The 16,577-nt window shown below is 46.7% G+C and carries 12 protein-coding genes; 8 read left to right on the forward strand and 4 right to left on the reverse strand.

Features of this window, described 5'->3' with window-relative positions:
* Positions 1-41 precede the first annotated feature (41 nt).
* A complete protein-coding gene (locus tag UNH61_RS22370) occupies positions 42-1,262 on the reverse strand; it encodes an AGE family epimerase/isomerase (protein WP_326994233.1) in 1,221 nt (406 codons plus the stop codon).
* A gap of 158 nt (positions 1,263-1,420) precedes the next feature.
* Here UNH61_RS22370 and UNH61_RS22375 point away from each other — a divergent pair, with 158 nt between their 5' ends.
* Together UNH61_RS22375 and UNH61_RS22380 are read left to right on the forward strand one after the other, a co-directional pair.
* Complete coding sequence (locus UNH61_RS22375; RefSeq protein ID WP_326994234.1) at positions 1,421-2,656, forward strand: ROK family transcriptional regulator; 1,236 nt, start codon at positions 1,421-1,423, stop codon at positions 2,654-2,656.
* A 90-nt stretch (positions 2,657-2,746) separates the two neighbouring features.
* Positions 2,747-3,937, forward strand: coding sequence for a copper amine oxidase (locus tag UNH61_RS22380; protein ID WP_326994235.1), 1,191 nt, complete (start codon positions 2,747-2,749; stop codon positions 3,935-3,937).
* Positions 3,938-3,947: 10 nt separating this feature from the next.
* On the opposite strand, the gene UNH61_RS22385 is transcribed toward UNH61_RS22380, so the two are convergent.
* Both UNH61_RS22385 and UNH61_RS22390 read right to left on the reverse strand, forming a co-directional pair.
* A complete protein-coding gene (locus tag UNH61_RS22385; protein ID WP_326994236.1) occupies positions 3,948-4,670 on the reverse strand; it encodes a LytTR family DNA-binding domain-containing protein in 723 nt (240 codons plus the stop codon).
* A complete protein-coding gene (locus tag UNH61_RS22390; RefSeq protein ID WP_326994237.1) occupies positions 4,663-5,748 on the reverse strand; it encodes a histidine kinase in 1,086 nt (361 codons plus the stop codon). Before UNH61_RS22390 ends, UNH61_RS22385 begins: the two co-directional genes overlap by 8 nt.
* Positions 5,749-5,961: 213 nt before the next feature.
* Between UNH61_RS22390 and UNH61_RS22395 the strand changes: the two genes are divergently transcribed.
* Positions 5,962-7,995, forward strand: coding sequence for an outer membrane beta-barrel protein (locus tag UNH61_RS22395; RefSeq protein WP_326994238.1), 2,034 nt, complete (start codon positions 5,962-5,964; stop codon positions 7,993-7,995).
* Here the strand turns inward: UNH61_RS22395 and UNH61_RS22400 are convergent.
* Complete coding sequence (locus tag UNH61_RS22400; protein ID WP_326994239.1) at positions 7,979-9,565, reverse strand: sulfatase; 1,587 nt, start codon at positions 9,563-9,565, stop codon at positions 7,979-7,981. The two genes, UNH61_RS22395 and UNH61_RS22400, sit on opposite strands and share 17 nt — an antisense overlap.
* 77 nt (positions 9,566-9,642) lie before the next feature.
* On the opposite strand from UNH61_RS22400, the gene UNH61_RS22405 reads away from it, so the two are divergent.
* The 5 genes from UNH61_RS22405 (at position 9,643) to UNH61_RS22425 (ending at position 16,554) form a co-directional block, all read left to right on the forward strand.
* A complete protein-coding gene (locus tag UNH61_RS22405) occupies positions 9,643-10,830 on the forward strand; it encodes an MFS transporter (RefSeq protein WP_326994240.1) in 1,188 nt (395 codons plus the stop codon).
* 608 nt (positions 10,831-11,438) lie between these two features.
* Entirely contained in the window at positions 11,439-14,573 is a 3,135-nt protein-coding gene (locus tag UNH61_RS22410; protein WP_326994241.1) for a TonB-dependent receptor, read from the forward strand.
* 25 nt (positions 14,574-14,598) lie between these two features.
* The gene (locus tag UNH61_RS22415; RefSeq protein WP_326994242.1) at positions 14,599-16,083 is read left to right on the forward strand and encodes a RagB/SusD family nutrient uptake outer membrane protein; all 1,485 of its coding nucleotides are present in this window, start codon (positions 14,599-14,601) and stop codon (positions 16,081-16,083) included.
* Positions 16,084-16,188: 105 nt separating this feature from the next.
* A complete protein-coding gene (locus UNH61_RS22420; protein ID WP_326994243.1) occupies positions 16,189-16,422 on the forward strand; it encodes a hypothetical protein in 234 nt (77 codons plus the stop codon).
* A gap of 3 nt (positions 16,423-16,425) precedes the next feature.
* On the forward strand, positions 16,426-16,554 hold the full coding sequence (locus UNH61_RS22425; RefSeq protein WP_326994244.1) for a hypothetical protein: 129 nt from the start codon (positions 16,426-16,428) through the stop codon (positions 16,552-16,554).
* The last annotated feature ends 23 nt before the right edge of the window (positions 16,555-16,577 follow it).

Raw genomic sequence — 16,577 nt, forward strand, 5'->3', positions numbered from 1 at the left:
TACAGGAACAATAAAAGCATTTAAGAAAGTGATAAAATGTATCAGGTCTGGCTGCCTTCAAAAGTGGCGTATACCTGGTATAGGGCGCGGGGTACATGGAAACAGCCTTTCCATTTACCACCTTTGAGCGGAAGCAATACTTCCCCCTGGCGGTTCAGGTAACCAAACCATTCGCCATGTTGATCGTCGCGGAAATGCGACCAGGTATAGTCATGTACTTTTTTAAACCATTCGGCGCAGCGTTTGTCGCCCGTGAACATATAGCCTTTAGCCAATGCTACCAATGCTTCCACGTGTACCCACCACAGTTTCTGGTCCCATTCCAGCTGCTGCGGAGGAAGCCCCAGGATATCCCTGAAATAGAAGATGCCGCCATATTCCTTATCCCAGCCATATTCCAGGGTGTCGAGCATGATATCGCAGGCTTTGCGTAACAGGTCCGGATCTTTCAGCCGTCGTGCGAGGTCCATGATAAACCACATGGCTTCGATGCCGTGGCCCGGATTCACGAGGCGGCCGTCGAAGCTGTTGGAGAAACTGCCATCGGCGCAAACATTTTCAACGATGAGCTTTTTATCGGGTTGATAAAATACATCCATGACTTCATGGATAACGGTAGGGATAAAAGCAGTCACTTTTTCGGCGCCCAGCAGGTGCTCCATTTCCATGGAAAGGTTGCACAGTATCATGGGCAGGCTGAATCCTTTCAGGTTCCGGGTACCGGGATAGGCTTTGCTGTAGACGCCTTTCCAGTTATGCTGGCGACTAAGAATCCGCTCGAAAGTAGTGAGTGCGATTTCCTTGAAACGATCGCTGGGAGCGATTTTGTCGAGTGCAGCAAACCCCATGGCGGCGAAGCAGTCGCTGAATATATTATAGGCCTGCACCAGCGGCTGGCCCTTTTCATTCAGCGAAAAATACCAGTTGCCGTTTTCATCGCGGCCATATTTCTCCATAAAGGCGGCGCCGTGCAGGGCCATATCCAGCCATTGCTGGCGGGGAGCAATGTGATGGAATACATGGCTGAAGCACCATACTTCCCGCCCCTGCAGCCACATGAATTTGTCGGTATCAAATACACTCCCGTCTCTGTTCAGGCAGGTATAGAACCCTCCATGCTTTTCATCTTTGCTGAAATTAACCCAGAAGGGAAGGACATTATCCAGCAGTTCATCTTTATATAAAGCCGCATAATGACTGGTATTAAGTCCGGTCGACATCTGTTCCTGTACTTTTAGCTGATCTTCTACCCGTGATTGCATTATTTTTAAATTATTTTATTTATGAAGACCAAATTATTATTATTTTAATAATAAACAAAGACTTCGTAAATATTTTTATTAATAAAGTAGGTTTCAAGACAACTTGATTAACTTTATTATTAAAACCTTACTTTTAATAAAAATTTCACTCTTATTGCATGACAACCCAGGAAAGCATATTTGAAATCTTTTCAGAAGAAACCCTAGCCGGTGTGGCTTATAAAAACAAATCCCTAAAAAGGTCTATCATAGATCATCTTGACCAGTCGGGCAACAGCACTATTACGGATCTGGCGGCGGCGTTGAATATCAGTGTACCCAAAACCACCAGCCTGGTGAATGAACTGATAGCAGACCGTATTGTGAAGGAATATGGAAAGGATGATTCCAAAGGAGGGCGCAGGGCCAGCATGTATGGACTGGTAGCGGAATCTGGTTTTTTTGTGGGGGTAGATATCAAGAATTTCCATGTGAACCTGGGTCTGCTGAACTTCAAGAAAGAGCTGGTCACCTCTGAGATGCATGTGCCGTACACGCTGGCGAACACGCAGGAGTCGTTTCGTGAGCTGATGGGAATCATTCAGCATTTTATTAATAATGTGCCGGTCGACAGAAAGAAGATCTTCGCAGTTTGCCTGAACCTATCCGGCCGCATCAACAGCGAAAAAGGCTACAGCTACAGTTATTTTCACTTCAATGAAGAGCCGCTCAGTCAGGTGGTGGAAGATGCAATCGGTATCAAAACCTTTGTGGAGAATGATTCACGGGCTATGGCCTATGGGGAGTTCAATCATGGCAACGTGCATGATGAAAAGAATGTATTGTATCTGAACCTGGACTACGGTATTGGCCTGGGCATTATGCTCGATGGAAAGATATACCGTGGTAAATCCGGCTTCAGCGGGGAGTTCGGGCATATTCCGATTTTCTCCAACGAATTGATCTGCCATTGCGGGAAGAAGGGCTGTCTGGAAACGGAAGCATCCGGACAGGCACTGGTGCGGATGTTCCAGGAAAGGATTGCACAGGGCCATACTTCCGGGCTGCTGAAAAATAAGAAGCTGCCGGAAAACCTGCGTGTGGCTGATATTATACAAGCCACGCTGAATGAGGATGTGCTTTGTATAGAACTGATTGCTGAACTGGGAGAAAAGATAGGCCGGGGCATCTCTGTGCTCATCAATCTATTCAACCCCGAGCTGGTGATCATCGGCGGTATACTCGCTGAAACGGGCGATTACATCAGGCTGCCGATACGAAGTGCCCTCAACAAATACTCTCTCAGCCTTGTAAATAACGATACACAGCTGCGGATGTCGAAACTGCAGGAAAAGGCTGGTATTATAGGCGGCTGCCTGATTGCACGCCGTAATTTGCTGGCTTTTAATAAATAATTACACAAACGGATGTTTATTTATAAATATTTTTATTAAGTTTGTTTCGATCAATAATAATATTAACTATTCATCGCAACAAATTCCCGCATGTTAAACATCCCGATTCCGAAAGCAGTGCTGTTATCAGGCTGCATCGCTATCAGTGCAGGTTGGGTGCAAGCCCAGGAACTCACTCCTGCTTTGAACAACGTCATAAGAACAACGCCACAGGGTCATACCATGCAGGTACCCGGCCTGCTCAGTGAACAGCTACCGGCCCTCGCTTATCAGAAAATTGTGCTTCCTGGTCCGCAGTTCATTATATCAGACGATCCTGAGTACATCCGTGTACCAGAGGGGGTTGCTTTGCGTGAACCGGTGGAACCGGGTTCCGTGAGACTGTATTTGTACAACGTAAACGGCGTGCAGGAGCCGGCAAAAATGGAACGCAAAATTGCAGCTGTTATCCGGAATACCGGGAGCCAGCCAATGCATATCCGGATGCTGAAATACTCGTCGCAGCAGCCTACTACTAATTATTTCTTCGCAGGCAAACAGGGACTGGCCGACTTCTTCCTGTCCAAACCGGAAACGGTAGCCCGCGAAGTAAAGCCCGGCGCCTCCATCTGCCTGGATCCCAAACAGGATAAAGCAGTGGTGAAATATGATGAGCTGGTACATGGTTTCTACGAATTTGTGATCGACCAACCCGGAGAAGTCAGCATAGTGCAAACGGATATGAAAACGCCTGCTACCGTGGCGGCAGCCAGAACCAAAACTGCGCTCGCGACCAAACAATACGCCGGCGCCGGAAGGGGCACTTACGGTATCAGCAACTATCGCATCATCGTAAAAGACACACTCGACACCAAACAGGGTATGACGCAAATCCTTGTTGCCGACGGAGAAAAGGATCCCTGGGTAATTGGCAGGGAAGCCACCACGGGTGAATTGAAAAGCCTGGATGGTAACTACGGTATCCTGTACAACATCGAGCTTTCCTGGAAGAGCAGCAATGGCAAAGCCTTAGCGCTCGTTACCTGGAACCCGCGCGGCGATAACAGCCAGTGGTGCGGCGGTATGGCCAACACCATGATCGTCAGCGGTGGCAAATTCAAAGAAGGCGTTATTCAGCTGCCCAATAACCAGCTTGTTACCACCAAAGCACCAGAGGCTGTGCTGATACAGGTATTCACTCCTTCCGCCAATGGGGAAGTGCAGAAAATACATATTACGTATTCTCCGCCGGGCGCATCCTGCCTGCCTACGCCGTTGATTCTTATACCGGTGGATCTCTAAGAGAGCATTCCTAATTCGTAATTCTCTTCATCACTTCTTCTTTATACAACCTCCCTACCGGAAGTTCTTCACCGCCTACTTCTATCAGAGAGGCGGTGAAGGCCTTAATCTTGTCGATCGCAATGATATAGGAACGATGAATACGGAGGAATTTTTCGTCAGGTAATTTTTCTTCGAGATAGGTGATGCGTTGATAAGTGATGATGTCCTGTGTAATGGTTTTTACCTTGACGTAGTCTTTCAGGCTTTCTATATAGAGTATTTCATGATGAAATACTTTGATCATCTTTTTGTCGGCTTTCAGGTAAATGAAATTATCACCGGGAGATGGAGATGCGGGTGGTATTGACAATGATGCAAGCGGGGCCGCAATTCCCTGTTGTGCATGATACTTGCCTATAGCCGCCAGAAAGCGTTCGAATGGTATGGGTTTAACAAGATAGTCCAGCACATTCAGATCAAAGCCTTCCACTGCATAGTCGCGGTAAGCCGTAGTGAATACCACCGCCGGACGCCGTGGAAGCGCTTTCAGGAAGTCGATGCCTGAAAGCCTGGGCATCCTGATATCCAGGAACAGGAGATCCACTTTATGCTGCTGCAGGAAAACCATTGCTTCCAGGGCGTTGTGGCAAATGCCAGCCAGCGACAAATGATCCACCAGCCCGATGTAAGTTTGCAGTACTTCGGCAGCTAATGGTTCGTCATCAACGATCAGGCATTGTATCTTATTCATGTTGATGTAGGGTATTTATTAAAACGGGGGCGCCGTCCAGTTTCAATTTTAAATCTACAATATAGCGATCCGGTTCTTCCCTGCGCATTAGTTCATGCGAACCCGGATACAACAATGCCAATCTTCTGCTCACATTATTCCAGCCAATACCACTACGGCCTTCCTCCAGGCGGGGCTGGTGGCCACTAAAACTGTTTTCTACCTTTACCCCCAGCCAGCCATTCTTTACCTTGATATCGATCGTCACCCACACTTCGTCGGTTTCATTGCTTACACCATGCTTAAACGCATTCTCTATAAATGGTATCAACAACAAGGGAGGCACCTGCTGATGCATCACATCTCCCGAAATATTTAATGACACTTCCAATCGCTCGCCATACCGCAATTGCTCCAACTGAATATAATTTCGTATATGCGTTATTTCTTTCTCCAGTGAAATACTGGAAGAACGGGCATCATAGAGCATGTAGCTCATCAGCTCCGATAACTTTAGCACTACCACCGGCGCTGAGGGAGAGGCTTTCAGCGTTAGCGCATATAAATTATTCAGTGTATTAAACAGGAAATGTGGATGCACCTGCCCTTTCAGATAATTCAACTCTGCTCCCAGTTTCTCCTTCGTCAACTCCTGTTGTAATTGTTGTTGTATAAACCAGTTTCGCAAAATACAGATCACCAGTGTCAGCAACAGTACAGGGCTGAGGAACCACAGCATGCCTTTCAGCAACATATACCATACAAAAATGGGATCTACATGCGTGGTATCCGGCATCAGTAAAGGTTCCATTACCCATTCGCTCAACATCCGGTTCATCAGTGAAGCAACGAACAGCAATAGTACCGCGCTGGCTATATATTGCAGGTACTTTTCTTTTACAAAGAAACGGGGAAACAGCATATACATATTGATGTAAGCCACCAGCATGGCTCCTGGCAACCCCGCTACTTCTATCTCGAAATAATGCAACATACCATCTTCTCCGTCGGAGTGTACCCCAGTGTATACCAGCAGATATCCCACCCAAAACAGGATATGCGTGAGCAGACGGCTATGTGCGATATAATATTGTTTCATGTACCAACACGGTTGGATGTATTGCAAAAATAACGGCTGCCCGTTTTCTGCGCTGTTATTTCGACGAACAACCATTTTCGGGCAGGATTCTACCAATTTCATTCCCTGGCAGCTACTACTGCTATATCCCGGGTGCAACCTGCCGATGGTCGAAATTCTAAAAAAGTACGCAGGGTTCTCTTGTTCTTTGTCCCATAAAACCGGGCTAAACACATGTTCACGAACCATAACAATTTAGCGAAAATACTATTGTGTTACCTGATAATTTCTCCAGCACAACTGTACGGGCAACAACCGGCACCCCGGCAATTACAGGGAGTTACCGTCACTGCCGGGAAACCACTTATCGAGCGGAAACCCGGCGTTATTATCATGCACGTCAGCACTATGTTGACGGCAGCCGGCGCCAATGCACTCGAAGTATTGGAACAGGCCCCGGGCGTGCAGGTAGCCGGCGACCAGCTTTATTTGAAAGGGAAACCTGGTGTCAACATCTTCATCGACGGCAAACCCATATCGCTGCAGGGCAGTGAACTGAGCGCTTATCTCCAGTCTATTTCCGGTGCAATGATCGATAGAATTGAGATCATGCCTCAACCACCTGCCGGATACGATGCAGCGGGCAATGCAGGCATTATCAACATCATCCTGAAAAAGGAGAAATTGAGTGGCTTCAATGCGCAACTGATGTCTGAAAATATTCAGGGACGTTATGCAAGAATCACACAAAACGGCAGCTTCAATTACAAAACCAGCCGCATTAACTTTTATGGCAATGTGGATAACTATAACGGCACCGGCTATAACAACATCCTTAAAGAACGAAGCTATCCGGGAACAACCGGTCTGACAGGCATTCTACAGCATGGATTTTATACCTCCACTATGCACCGGCTGCTGGCAAAGAGCGGTGTGGATTGGAAGTTGTCTTCTTCTACCCATCTATCCGCCAGCTTATCTGATCTTTACACCGACCTTCACAGCCGGAATAGCAGTGATGCGCTGGAAAATTATGCCAAGCCCCAGGGCGATAGTCTACATCAGTCCACCTTATTCCGGCAACGGTACACTAATAACCTCGACGCCTATACGGAAATAAAGCATCAGTTCGATACCAGTGGTCACGAACTCAGTGTGGCATTTTCCTATCTCAGATACACGCGCGGGCAACGATGGCGCTTTGCCGACAGCCTGCCGGCTGCCATGCCTGCTACTGTAAATACCTATTCCGTAAAGGCAGATTACCAGCGCCCTTTTTCCAAATTCCACAAAATAGCTGTCGGGTATAAGTCGGGGTTCATGAATTGCACTGCCAACGACGGCTTCCGATACAACGACGCTATCCATGCATTTTACACCAGCTATAGCTGGGAGGCAGGCCGTTTCTCCGGACAGGCAGGCCTGAGGATGGAACATACCAACATCAGCACTCACCAAACCGGTCTTTCATTCACTAACCGTTATACCCAGCTTTTTCCTTCATTGCAGCTCACGCTGAAAAAGAAGGATCATCAATTTAATCTTTCCTATAGCCGCCGGATAGACCGGCCGGATTATAACAACCTCAATCCGGCCATTATGCCCATGGACAGCTATAACTATGAACAGGGAAATCCCCTGTTACGCCCTCAGCTGGCGGATAATGCAGAAGTGGACTGGCTCTATAAAAATATATTCAGCATCAGTGTATCGTATAGTCATTTACGTGATAACATGGAAGAAATTACAACAGTGAAGGATTACATCTTTTACAGCTCCTTCAGCAATACCGGCAACAAAGATATTGGCAGCATCGCCCTGGAAGGAACACTGGCACCTGCGCCCTGGTGGAAGCTTTCTCCCAATCTGCAATTCACGTATACCCAATACCGTAGTCAGTTGTTTAATGAACCGATGTACCGTAACGGTCCGGGATGCCTGCTCACTGTTAATCAGCAATTTATTTTCCGGGATAACTGGAGCGCTGAAATATTTACTACCTATTCTTCCTCCATGATCTTCCTCCAATATATACAGGCGCCCAATTGGTACATGCATGCCGGCATCAGGAAGAAAGTACTGAAAGATAAGGGCAGTCTGTTGTTGAACATGCGCGATGTTTTTCACAGCAGAAGAGATAAACAATATTTTGATCGCATACACGGCGCCGGTGGTTTCGACAGCCGTATATGGGATACGAGGAGTGTGACAATAGCGTTCAGCTATCGGATAAGCAGGGGAACGAGAATTACTAATCAGGAATTCTAATTTCCCCCGGGTACTTCACCTCCTTGCCTGTAGCCCTGTAGTGCGGCATTTGCGCTTTGCGCGCCTTCAGTTCTTTCGTGAGAAGATCGGCGAGTTCTTTGGCTTTTTTAGGATTGGTGGCAATGAGATTATTGGATTCATAAATGTCGTTCGAAAGGTTGTATAGTTCGAGGCGCTGTTCTTTTTCAAAATAGATCAGTTTCCAGTTGTCTTGCCGGATGGCAGTAAGCCAGGCATTATCATTTCCAAGCTGACCACCGGTCCAGTCGTTGGGATAATTCCAGATTAATGCCCTGCTGTGATTACGCAGAGATGGTTGTTTCAGGTAAGGTATAATGCTTTGCCCATCTGTTGTTTGAACGGTTTTATAATTCCTGATCCCGGCCCATTCGAGAATAGTGGGGTAAAAGTCTTCCATGATCACATACTGATCATTCACACTTCCAGGCGCTGTAACGCCATTCCAGCGCACCATCATGGGTTCTCTTACACCACCTTCGTACAGAGAGCCCTTGCCACCTCTGAGGGGGTAATTCTGCGTATTAGGATTACCCTGCCGGGGTGGATGTGAAAATCCACCATTATCAGACATGAATACAATGATGGTATTTTCTGTAAGATGATGCTGATCGAGGTAGTCCATCAGTTCACCCAGACTTTGATCCATCCCTTCCACGAGGGCAGCGTAGGCTGCTTCGGGTTTGGGAAGCCCCAAATCCAGGTAGCGTTGAATAAAGCGATCGTCGGGGTTATAAGGCAGATGTACCGCATAATGCGCCATATAAAGAAAGAAAGGTTGTTTCCTGAGCTGCGCGGTATCCATTGCCAGCACTGCTTCCTGGGTGAGGTCTTCCGTGAGGAAAGAATGTTTTTTGCGGTATTTATCCAGTCCTGGCATTTCTGCCTGAAGAATAAATTTGCCTGGTTGCCGGCCGAAATCATCTTCTGCCAGGTAAGAGGCCGGATGGCCGGCTGCGCTTCCGCCGATATTTTTTACAAAGCCCAGATTCAGCGGATCAGCGCCAATGGTGCCATAGGCGCCGAAGTGTGCCTTGCCGCATTGGATGGTGTAGTAGCCATGGTCTTTCAGGAGCTGTGGTAACGGGGTCGCATATACGCTTTTTTCCTGATCAGGAACCGGGGAGATGCCGTTGACGTTCCAGTCGGGGATATCGAGCAAACTATCCTTTCCATCGACCGCCGTATTTTTCGTCGACGTCCAGTTGCTGACACGATGCCTGGCCACGTTCATGCCGGTGAGGAGGCTGACGCGGGAAGGCGTGCAAACCGAGGCGGCGTAGGCGTTGGTAAATTTAGTGCCCGACTTGCAGAGGCGTTCCATGTTAGGTGTGCGAAATTTGCGGTTAGCGGGCGTGATGCTGTCCCAGAAAGGAACAGAAGTATCCTGCCATCCCATATCATCGACCAGGAAGAAAATGATATTGGGAGATTTAATCGCGGGGGATTGTGCTTTTACAGCGGTACACGCCAGCAGACCAGCGAGCAGCAGTAGTTTTTTCAATTGTGTCACCATATCTACTAAAATAATATTTTCACACGAAGTTTTCATCGATCGGTTTTACCAATGATATCGATAAGATAATACTGTTTCGTTAATTGATGACTTAGACAGATCTTTGCCGGCAAATGGCAGTAACGGCAGAAAAAGCAGGCAGGCATAGTATTTTATTCCGACGGATCAAATCGGCTATTTTTCTTTCAGGGCTTTCAGTATTTGCTCAGTTATATGTGTTTCAGCCGTTACTGCCTTTATTATGTAAGCATTTCCGGATCACTCCTGCACAAAGCAGTTATGCCGTATCAGCATCTACGCTGGGGATGGCGACAGGATTGATTTTCTTTTCTTTCAAAGCGGATACGATTTCCCGAAAGCGGTTGATGAGTGGATCGTTGCTGGTTTCTTCTGCTCTCACCTTATTATCGGCGGTGATGCCGCAGTTTGAATGGCTGATAGCATTATGCTTTCTGAAAGGTGCAGTATTATCGGGAGTGTCGGCGGTAGCGCTGGCGTACCTGTCGGAAGAAGTTAGTCCTGAAGCATTGGGACTGGCTATTAGTCTTTATCTGAGCGGCAATGCCATTGGAGGTATGGCAGGTCGTATCGTAGCTATATTGATATCCGGCTGGTTGAACTGGCAATGGGCAGTAGGCACTATAGGTGCAACCAGTTTTGTTTTTGGCCTGCTATTCATGCGGCAGCTGCCGCCATCGGCACATTTTGTGCCACAGCTGGTGCCAGCAGCGTTGAAGGTAAGGCAAATGTGGCAATTCGTAAGGAATCCGTTTACCGTGCGGATTTATTGTGTAGCCTTTCTGCTGATGGGCAGTTTTGTAGCCGTATACAATTATCTTGGTTTCCGTCTTGAAGCGCCGCCGTTTTCATTACCACACTATATTATAGCGGGTATCTTCCTGATGTATACTGCTGGAGTTACCGGTTCGATGATGGCCAGCAGGTGGTCTGAACGGGTAGCGCCTATTCGTTTGGTGAAGCGGTTTATAGTATTAATGCTGGGAGGATTATCGCTATTACTGGCTCCGGTGTTGGCTGGTATTATCATCGGGCTTGGATTATTTACGTTCAGTTTTTTCGGCGCTAATACTATTGTCAGCAGGCTGCTATCGGAATATGTAAGTGAAGGAAAAAGTACTGCCACGTCGTTGTATTGGTTGTTTTATTATGCAGGAGCATCGGTAATAGGCAGCAGTACCGGCGTAGTGCTGGCTCATAGTACCTGGGGCCTGTTCGTTATGCTGCTGATGCTATTAACCCTTATTTCTCTTTGTTTGTTTTGGGCAGACAGGAAACGCTAATTACTTCTTTATATCAGCCTTATTGTAACTACTCAAAAAATAAATCTTTGTTTTTAAATAAAAAGGCTCTATTTTTATCGTGCTAATGAGAAAAGTCGATCACAGTAACAACTACTGTAGCTTGTACCACTAATAGAAAAGTTTTAGAAAATATTCTTTACAGCATTGGTTTTGCTTATTGAAAAAGAGAGAAAATAATCACTAAAATCTAATCATGTGCCATAGAGGGCTGCGGGGAATTCTCCGTTGTCTTTTCATAGAAAAAGGTGGGAATATACTGTTGCAAACCAGGCTACCAGCCAGGATGAGAGCCATTTTGCCAGGAATCTAAATCTAATGGTGGGTATTAAAATTGATGTCAGTAGCATACAATTTTCAGGCAATAGAATCAACAGCACATTTGTAACAACAACCAGAATTTGAGCTGACTAAATCCAGCTTTTACAGTTAAATTATTTAAACCAAAATCGATGAAATGATGAAGTGACCGTGCCTGCACACGTGTTTACACAACACCAGCTATAGTTCAACAGACAACAAAATCTGACTGCGCACAGGCATGGTCTGCTAGCTTTTTATTCTTATATATCAAAACCCAATTGAACCGTATGAAAAAAGGTTTACTACTATGGCTATTGCTAGCCATCGGTGTGGTGCATTCTTTTGCCCAGACACGAACGATTACAGGTAAAATTACGGACGCACAGGATGGTGCACCGTTGCCTGGTGTATCCGTAGTTATCAAAGGCACCAAGTCGGGATCTATCACAGGTGCGGATGGTAAGTATACCATCCAGGCAGATCCTGCGACCACGCTGGTTTTTTCTTTTGTTGGTTATGAAACAAAAGAAGAGAGACCAGGTAACCGTTCCACTATCAACGTTGCTTTAGGCAGCAGCAATAAAATGCTGAGTGAAGTATTGGTAACGGGATATGGTGAATTGAAAAGAAAAGATGTTACTTCTTCTGTTGCAGCTGTGAAGGCGGATGTACTCAACAACCGTCCGGTAACCAGCTTCGATCAGGCATTGAGTGGTCGTGCTGCCGGCGTAAGCATCAGCACTGCTTCCGGTGTACTGGGAGATGCGGTAAACATTCGCATCAGGGGTGTCAACTCTATCAGTAACAGCAGCCAGCCGCTGATTATTGTGGATGGTATTCCGATGAACAATAACACCAATCTGAACGTCTTCAACAGCGGTAACGGTACCCGTTATAACCCGCTGGCAGATATCAATCCGAATGATATTGAATCTGTTGACGTACTGAAAGATGCTGCTGCATCCGCATTGTACGGCTCCAGGGCTGCATCCGGCGTTATTGTGATTACTACCAAAAGAGGTAAAACAGGTACAGTAGCGGTAAACTATAATGGTTATGTTGGCGTGGCAAAAGCCGCCCGGCTGCCGAAGCTGCTGAACGGCGACGACTTCAATGTGATTCAGAACGAAAAATCAGCCAACGCTGGTGGTGGTGTTATTGCGAAAGACATTGATGTAAACGGCGATGGTAAACCCGACAGAACAGACTGGTTAAAACAAGTATTCCGCACCGGGGTTATCCACAGCCATCAGGTTTCCCTTTCCGGCGGTACCGAAAAAGCAAAATTTTATGCTTCCGGTGAATATTCTGATCAGCAGGGTACCATACTGGTTAACCGTCTTCGTAGAGGAGGCATGCGTGTAAACCTGGACGTAACACCAAAAAAATGGCTGAAATCAGGCGTATCCCTGTACTCTTCCAAATCATTGAACAATGGCGTATTATCTGATGGATATCTCGCTGGTTCTACCCTTTCTTCTTATGCGGCTATGCCTAACGTACCAGTGTACAACAAAGATGGCAGCCTCTATCTGAAATTACCGGGTAACGGCGATCTGGCAGATGGTAATAACACCACGACTGCCAAAGCTAACCGTTTCTTCCACCCATTGGCGAATCTTCAGATGGGAAGAAACGATAACACTTCTACCCGTGTGCTCTCCAATGTATATGTAGAAGTAGAGCCGATTTCCGGATTAAAGGTGACTTCCCGTTTTGGAGTGGACTTCATCCAGAACTTCGAAGATCAATACAGCGGTCCACAGCAGGCTGGCCTGGGTCTTGGTAATAATGGACTGGTGCAGGAAAATCTCTATAGAAAAGCACTTTGGAACTGGTCTAACTTTGCCACCTATACGAAAACCATCGCTAACAAGCACTTCATCAATGCCATGGTGGGTATAGAATCCCAGTATGCACAAACTAAACAGCTGTATACCGGTCAGGGTAACCTTGCCGATTCCTACTTCAAAGAAATATATGATGGTTTGTTTGCAGGCTCTGACAACACTTACTCCGGTGGTGATAACATTGCCAACGCATTTGATTCTTACTTCGGTAAAATCGGGTATAGCTATGGATCCAAATACTATTTCGATGCAACCTTAAGAGCTGATGCCTACTCTGACTTTGGTATTAACAACCGCCGTGGTTATTTCCCAGGAGCATCTATTGGCTGGCGTATTTCTGAGGAAGATTTCTTCAAGGACAACATCTCTGTAATCAGCGATTTTAAACTTCGTGCCAGCTATGGTACCGTAGGAAACTCCAACATCAGGTCCTATGCTTACCGTACACTTTACGGAGGTGGTCAATATGCCGACCTGAACGGGTTCTCTGTTTACCAGATCGGCGACCCCAACCTCAAATGGGAAACATCTAAAAAACTGGATATCGGTGTGGATGTTACCCTGCTAAGAAACAGGATCACGCTGACAGCAGATTATTTCAAAAACAACATCAATAACCTGATCCTGGATGCTCCGATCCTGGCTACCGTAGGCACCCCATGGGATCCTATTACAGGTAACCCCGGTCCTATTCTGACCACCAACATTGGCAGCATGTGGAATAAAGGTCTGGAGTTAACACTGAATACACGTAACATCGAAACTAAAGACTTCTCCTGGACCAGTAACTTCAACATCACCTTCATCAAGAACAGGGTGACCAATACCGCGGATGGTACTGATATCATCAAAGGTATTAACAGGGCCAGCGTAGGCAGAACCCTGGGCGTATTCAGGCTGATTCAATGGGCAGGCGTAAATCCTGAAACAGGTTACGCAATGTTCTACAATGCCGCAGGAGAAAAAGTAATGTACAATCCGGGTGTGCCTGCCTCACAGAGATGGACAACACCGGATGGCAGCAAAGTGGTGAACCCGGTAACATCCAACGATGCCCAGTACCTGGATAAATCAGGCTACCCTACTTTCTATGGTGGTTTCAACAACACATTCAGCTATAAAGGCATCGATCTGAGCATCTTCCTGCAGTACAGCGGTGGTAACTATGTGTATAACTCTACCAGGGCTGCCCTGCTGACCAACTCTTTCAGCAACAACGCTGAAGAGATCAAGAACAGATGGACACCCAACAACAAAAACACAGATATTCCGAAATTATTCCTGTCTGACGCCACATCCAACCAGGCATCTACCAAATGGCTGGAAAAAGGAGACTTTATACGTGCACGTGAAATCAGCTTAGGCTATAATTTCCCATCTGTAAAACAATCACTGGGCCTCACCAGTCTGCGTTTATATGCCCTGGTACAAAACGCCTTTATCATCACCAAGTATAAAGGAGCTGATCCTGAAATAAACACCAACCGTGATAGTAACATTAACTATGGTACTGATTCCAGAGGTGCGCCGTTACCAAGAATATTCATGCTCGGTTTAAATGTTGGTTTCTAATTGTTGTTGACAAAAAAAAAGAATTATGCATTTCATCAATAAATCAATCTTCAGGAAAAAGATCAGCACGCGATTATCTGTTGCGGCTGTAGCCGTGGCATCCACGATGATGTTTTCCTGTTCCAAAGTAAACGATCAGCAGCCTTTTGCTAAAATAGATCCGAAAGATGCTTTCAGCAATCCGGACAGGATCGAGAAATCAGCCATCGGTATGTACGATGCGTTGCAAAACAGGGAATACCTCGGCGGACGTGTACTGATATATGTAGATCAGCGTGGTAACGATGCGAACGTAGCCTCTTATTTCGGTAACGTGCCTACCTTCGATATGCTCTCCAACAATAGCTTCGCATTTGGCTGCTGGTCTGGCGCGTACAGAACAATTTTTGAGAGTAATTTCTTTACCACCAACCTGAAACAGAACGAAAGCGTGATTGGCGCAGCAGCAGCCGCTCATTACTATGGAGAAGCAAAATTCATCCGGGCGCTGGCATACTTCTACATCATCAATCTCTACGCACAAACATATACCTTCCAGGCAGATGCCAAACAGCCGGGAGTACCGCTGGTATTAACAGCCGCCACCAATGGTTCCGAAGCGATGGATCCTAAAAACAAGATCAAGCGCAATACCGTAAAAGAGGTATACGACCAGATGATCCAGGATCTGAATGATGCCGCATCCTTATTACCGGTAAGCAGTGGCGATGCCTATGCAGACCGTGCAAGGGCTACCAAAGGAGCAGCACATGCGTTACTGTCACGCATTTACCTGTTCCAGGGTAACTATGCAAAGGCGAGGGATTATGCAGACAGTGTGTTATTATCTTCCTATAACTACACGCTGGATGCCACTCCCGCAGCGGTATTTGCTTCCAGTAACTACCAGGCATCGAAAGAGCGCATCTTCTCCGTGGCCATGAGCCAGAGCGACAACCCTAACACCAACAATGCTTTGGGTCAGCACTACGGCAGCAGCGGAAGGGGCGATATCACCATTAACAAAACAGCCTATTTCAGGTTGCCCAACTTTGATCCTAATACGGATCTGAGGGCAAAACCGCTGTATACTTTTACTACCAACGCAGCTAAAACAGATACTACTTTCTATACCAAAAAATTCTTTGGTACCAGTACAGTAGATGCCTGGGTGCCTGTACTGCGCCTGGCGGAAGTAATGCTGAATAAAGCAGAAGCATTGGCACAGCTTAGCCCGGGCATTCCGGACCCTCAGGCAATATTGCTGCTGAACAAGATCAGGGCGAGAGCGAAAGCAGCAGATCTGCATCCGCTTACACAAGCCGAGCTGCTCACCAATATCCTCACCGAACGCAGAATTGAGCTGGCGTTTGAAGGATTCGGGATGTTCGACTACGTAAGAACGCACCGGACGATCCCTGCCCGCGGCAACGTGAGCGCCCAGGATTGGAATGGTAAATATACCATTTTCCCGATTCCGTTCTCCGAAACAGAACGTAATCCTAATCTTCAACAAAACGACGGTTACTAAGCACCATTTTTTCATAAGCAAAAATGAAACAGGCCATCCCATTACTGGGAAGGCCTTTTCTTTTTTATGCAACCTGCTCGCAGGGAAACGAAGTAAATTCAGTGCATGAAAAGAGCAAGCGTGTTACTGGCACTGATAATTTTCTGCGTAGGCGGCGTATTGGCATTCCGCCCCAAAGAATACTATCAGCCCGCCTATGAAGGCGGCAAATGTGTAGTTCCCACGGTTATTTATTATAGCGTGACACCGGATACAGGCATGAATTACCTGCTTGGCAGGCGGGCTAAACTGGCGGAAACGCCGGGTGACTGCCGGAGCTTTGTTATTATTGGAGAGTAAACTATGAAAACGCTGAGGATAGTAATAGGAATTATTGCTATCGCTACGATAGCAGCCGTACTGCTGAGCTGGGCCGGCAGGAAGGATATTCCTGTGGACCGGGTTACCTGCCGCTCTACCCTGATGGGTTGACACCTATTTTTAATTCCCACTTA

The sequence above is a fragment of the Chitinophaga sp. 180180018-3 genome, from assembly GCF_037893185.1.
Taxonomy (GTDB): Bacteria; Bacteroidota; Bacteroidia; order Chitinophagales; family Chitinophagaceae; genus Chitinophaga.

What these genes read in the sequence shown, in the direction of transcription:
- UNH61_RS22400 (WP_326994239.1), bottom strand. Translation starts at nt 9,565, where the DNA reads ATGAAAACTTCGTGTGAAAATATTATTTTAGTAGATATGGTGACACAA.
- UNH61_RS22395 (WP_326994238.1), top strand. Translation starts at nt 5,962, where the DNA reads ATGTTCACGAACCATAACAATTTAGCGAAAATACTATTGTGTTACCTG.
- UNH61_RS22405 (WP_326994240.1), top strand. Translation starts at nt 9,643, where the DNA reads ATGGCAGTAACGGCAGAAAAAGCAGGCAGGCATAGTATTTTATTCCGA.
- UNH61_RS22425 (WP_326994244.1), top strand. Translation starts at nt 16,426, where the DNA reads ATGAAAACGCTGAGGATAGTAATAGGAATTATTGCTATCGCTACGATA.
- UNH61_RS22390 (WP_326994237.1), bottom strand. Translation starts at nt 5,748, where the DNA reads ATGAAACAATATTATATCGCACATAGCCGTCTGCTCACGCATATCCTG.
- UNH61_RS22410 (WP_326994241.1), top strand. Translation starts at nt 11,439, where the DNA reads ATGAAAAAAGGTTTACTACTATGGCTATTGCTAGCCATCGGTGTGGTG.
- UNH61_RS22420 (WP_326994243.1), top strand. Translation starts at nt 16,189, where the DNA reads ATGAAAAGAGCAAGCGTGTTACTGGCACTGATAATTTTCTGCGTAGGC.
- UNH61_RS22370 (WP_326994233.1), bottom strand. Translation starts at nt 1,262, where the DNA reads ATGCAATCACGGGTAGAAGATCAGCTAAAAGTACAGGAACAGATGTCG.
- UNH61_RS22375 (WP_326994234.1), top strand. Translation starts at nt 1,421, where the DNA reads ATGACAACCCAGGAAAGCATATTTGAAATCTTTTCAGAAGAAACCCTA.
- UNH61_RS22385 (WP_326994236.1), bottom strand. Translation starts at nt 4,670, where the DNA reads ATGAATAAGATACAATGCCTGATCGTTGATGACGAACCATTAGCTGCC.
- UNH61_RS22380 (WP_326994235.1), top strand. Translation starts at nt 2,747, where the DNA reads ATGTTAAACATCCCGATTCCGAAAGCAGTGCTGTTATCAGGCTGCATC.
- UNH61_RS22415 (WP_326994242.1), top strand. Translation starts at nt 14,599, where the DNA reads ATGCATTTCATCAATAAATCAATCTTCAGGAAAAAGATCAGCACGCGA.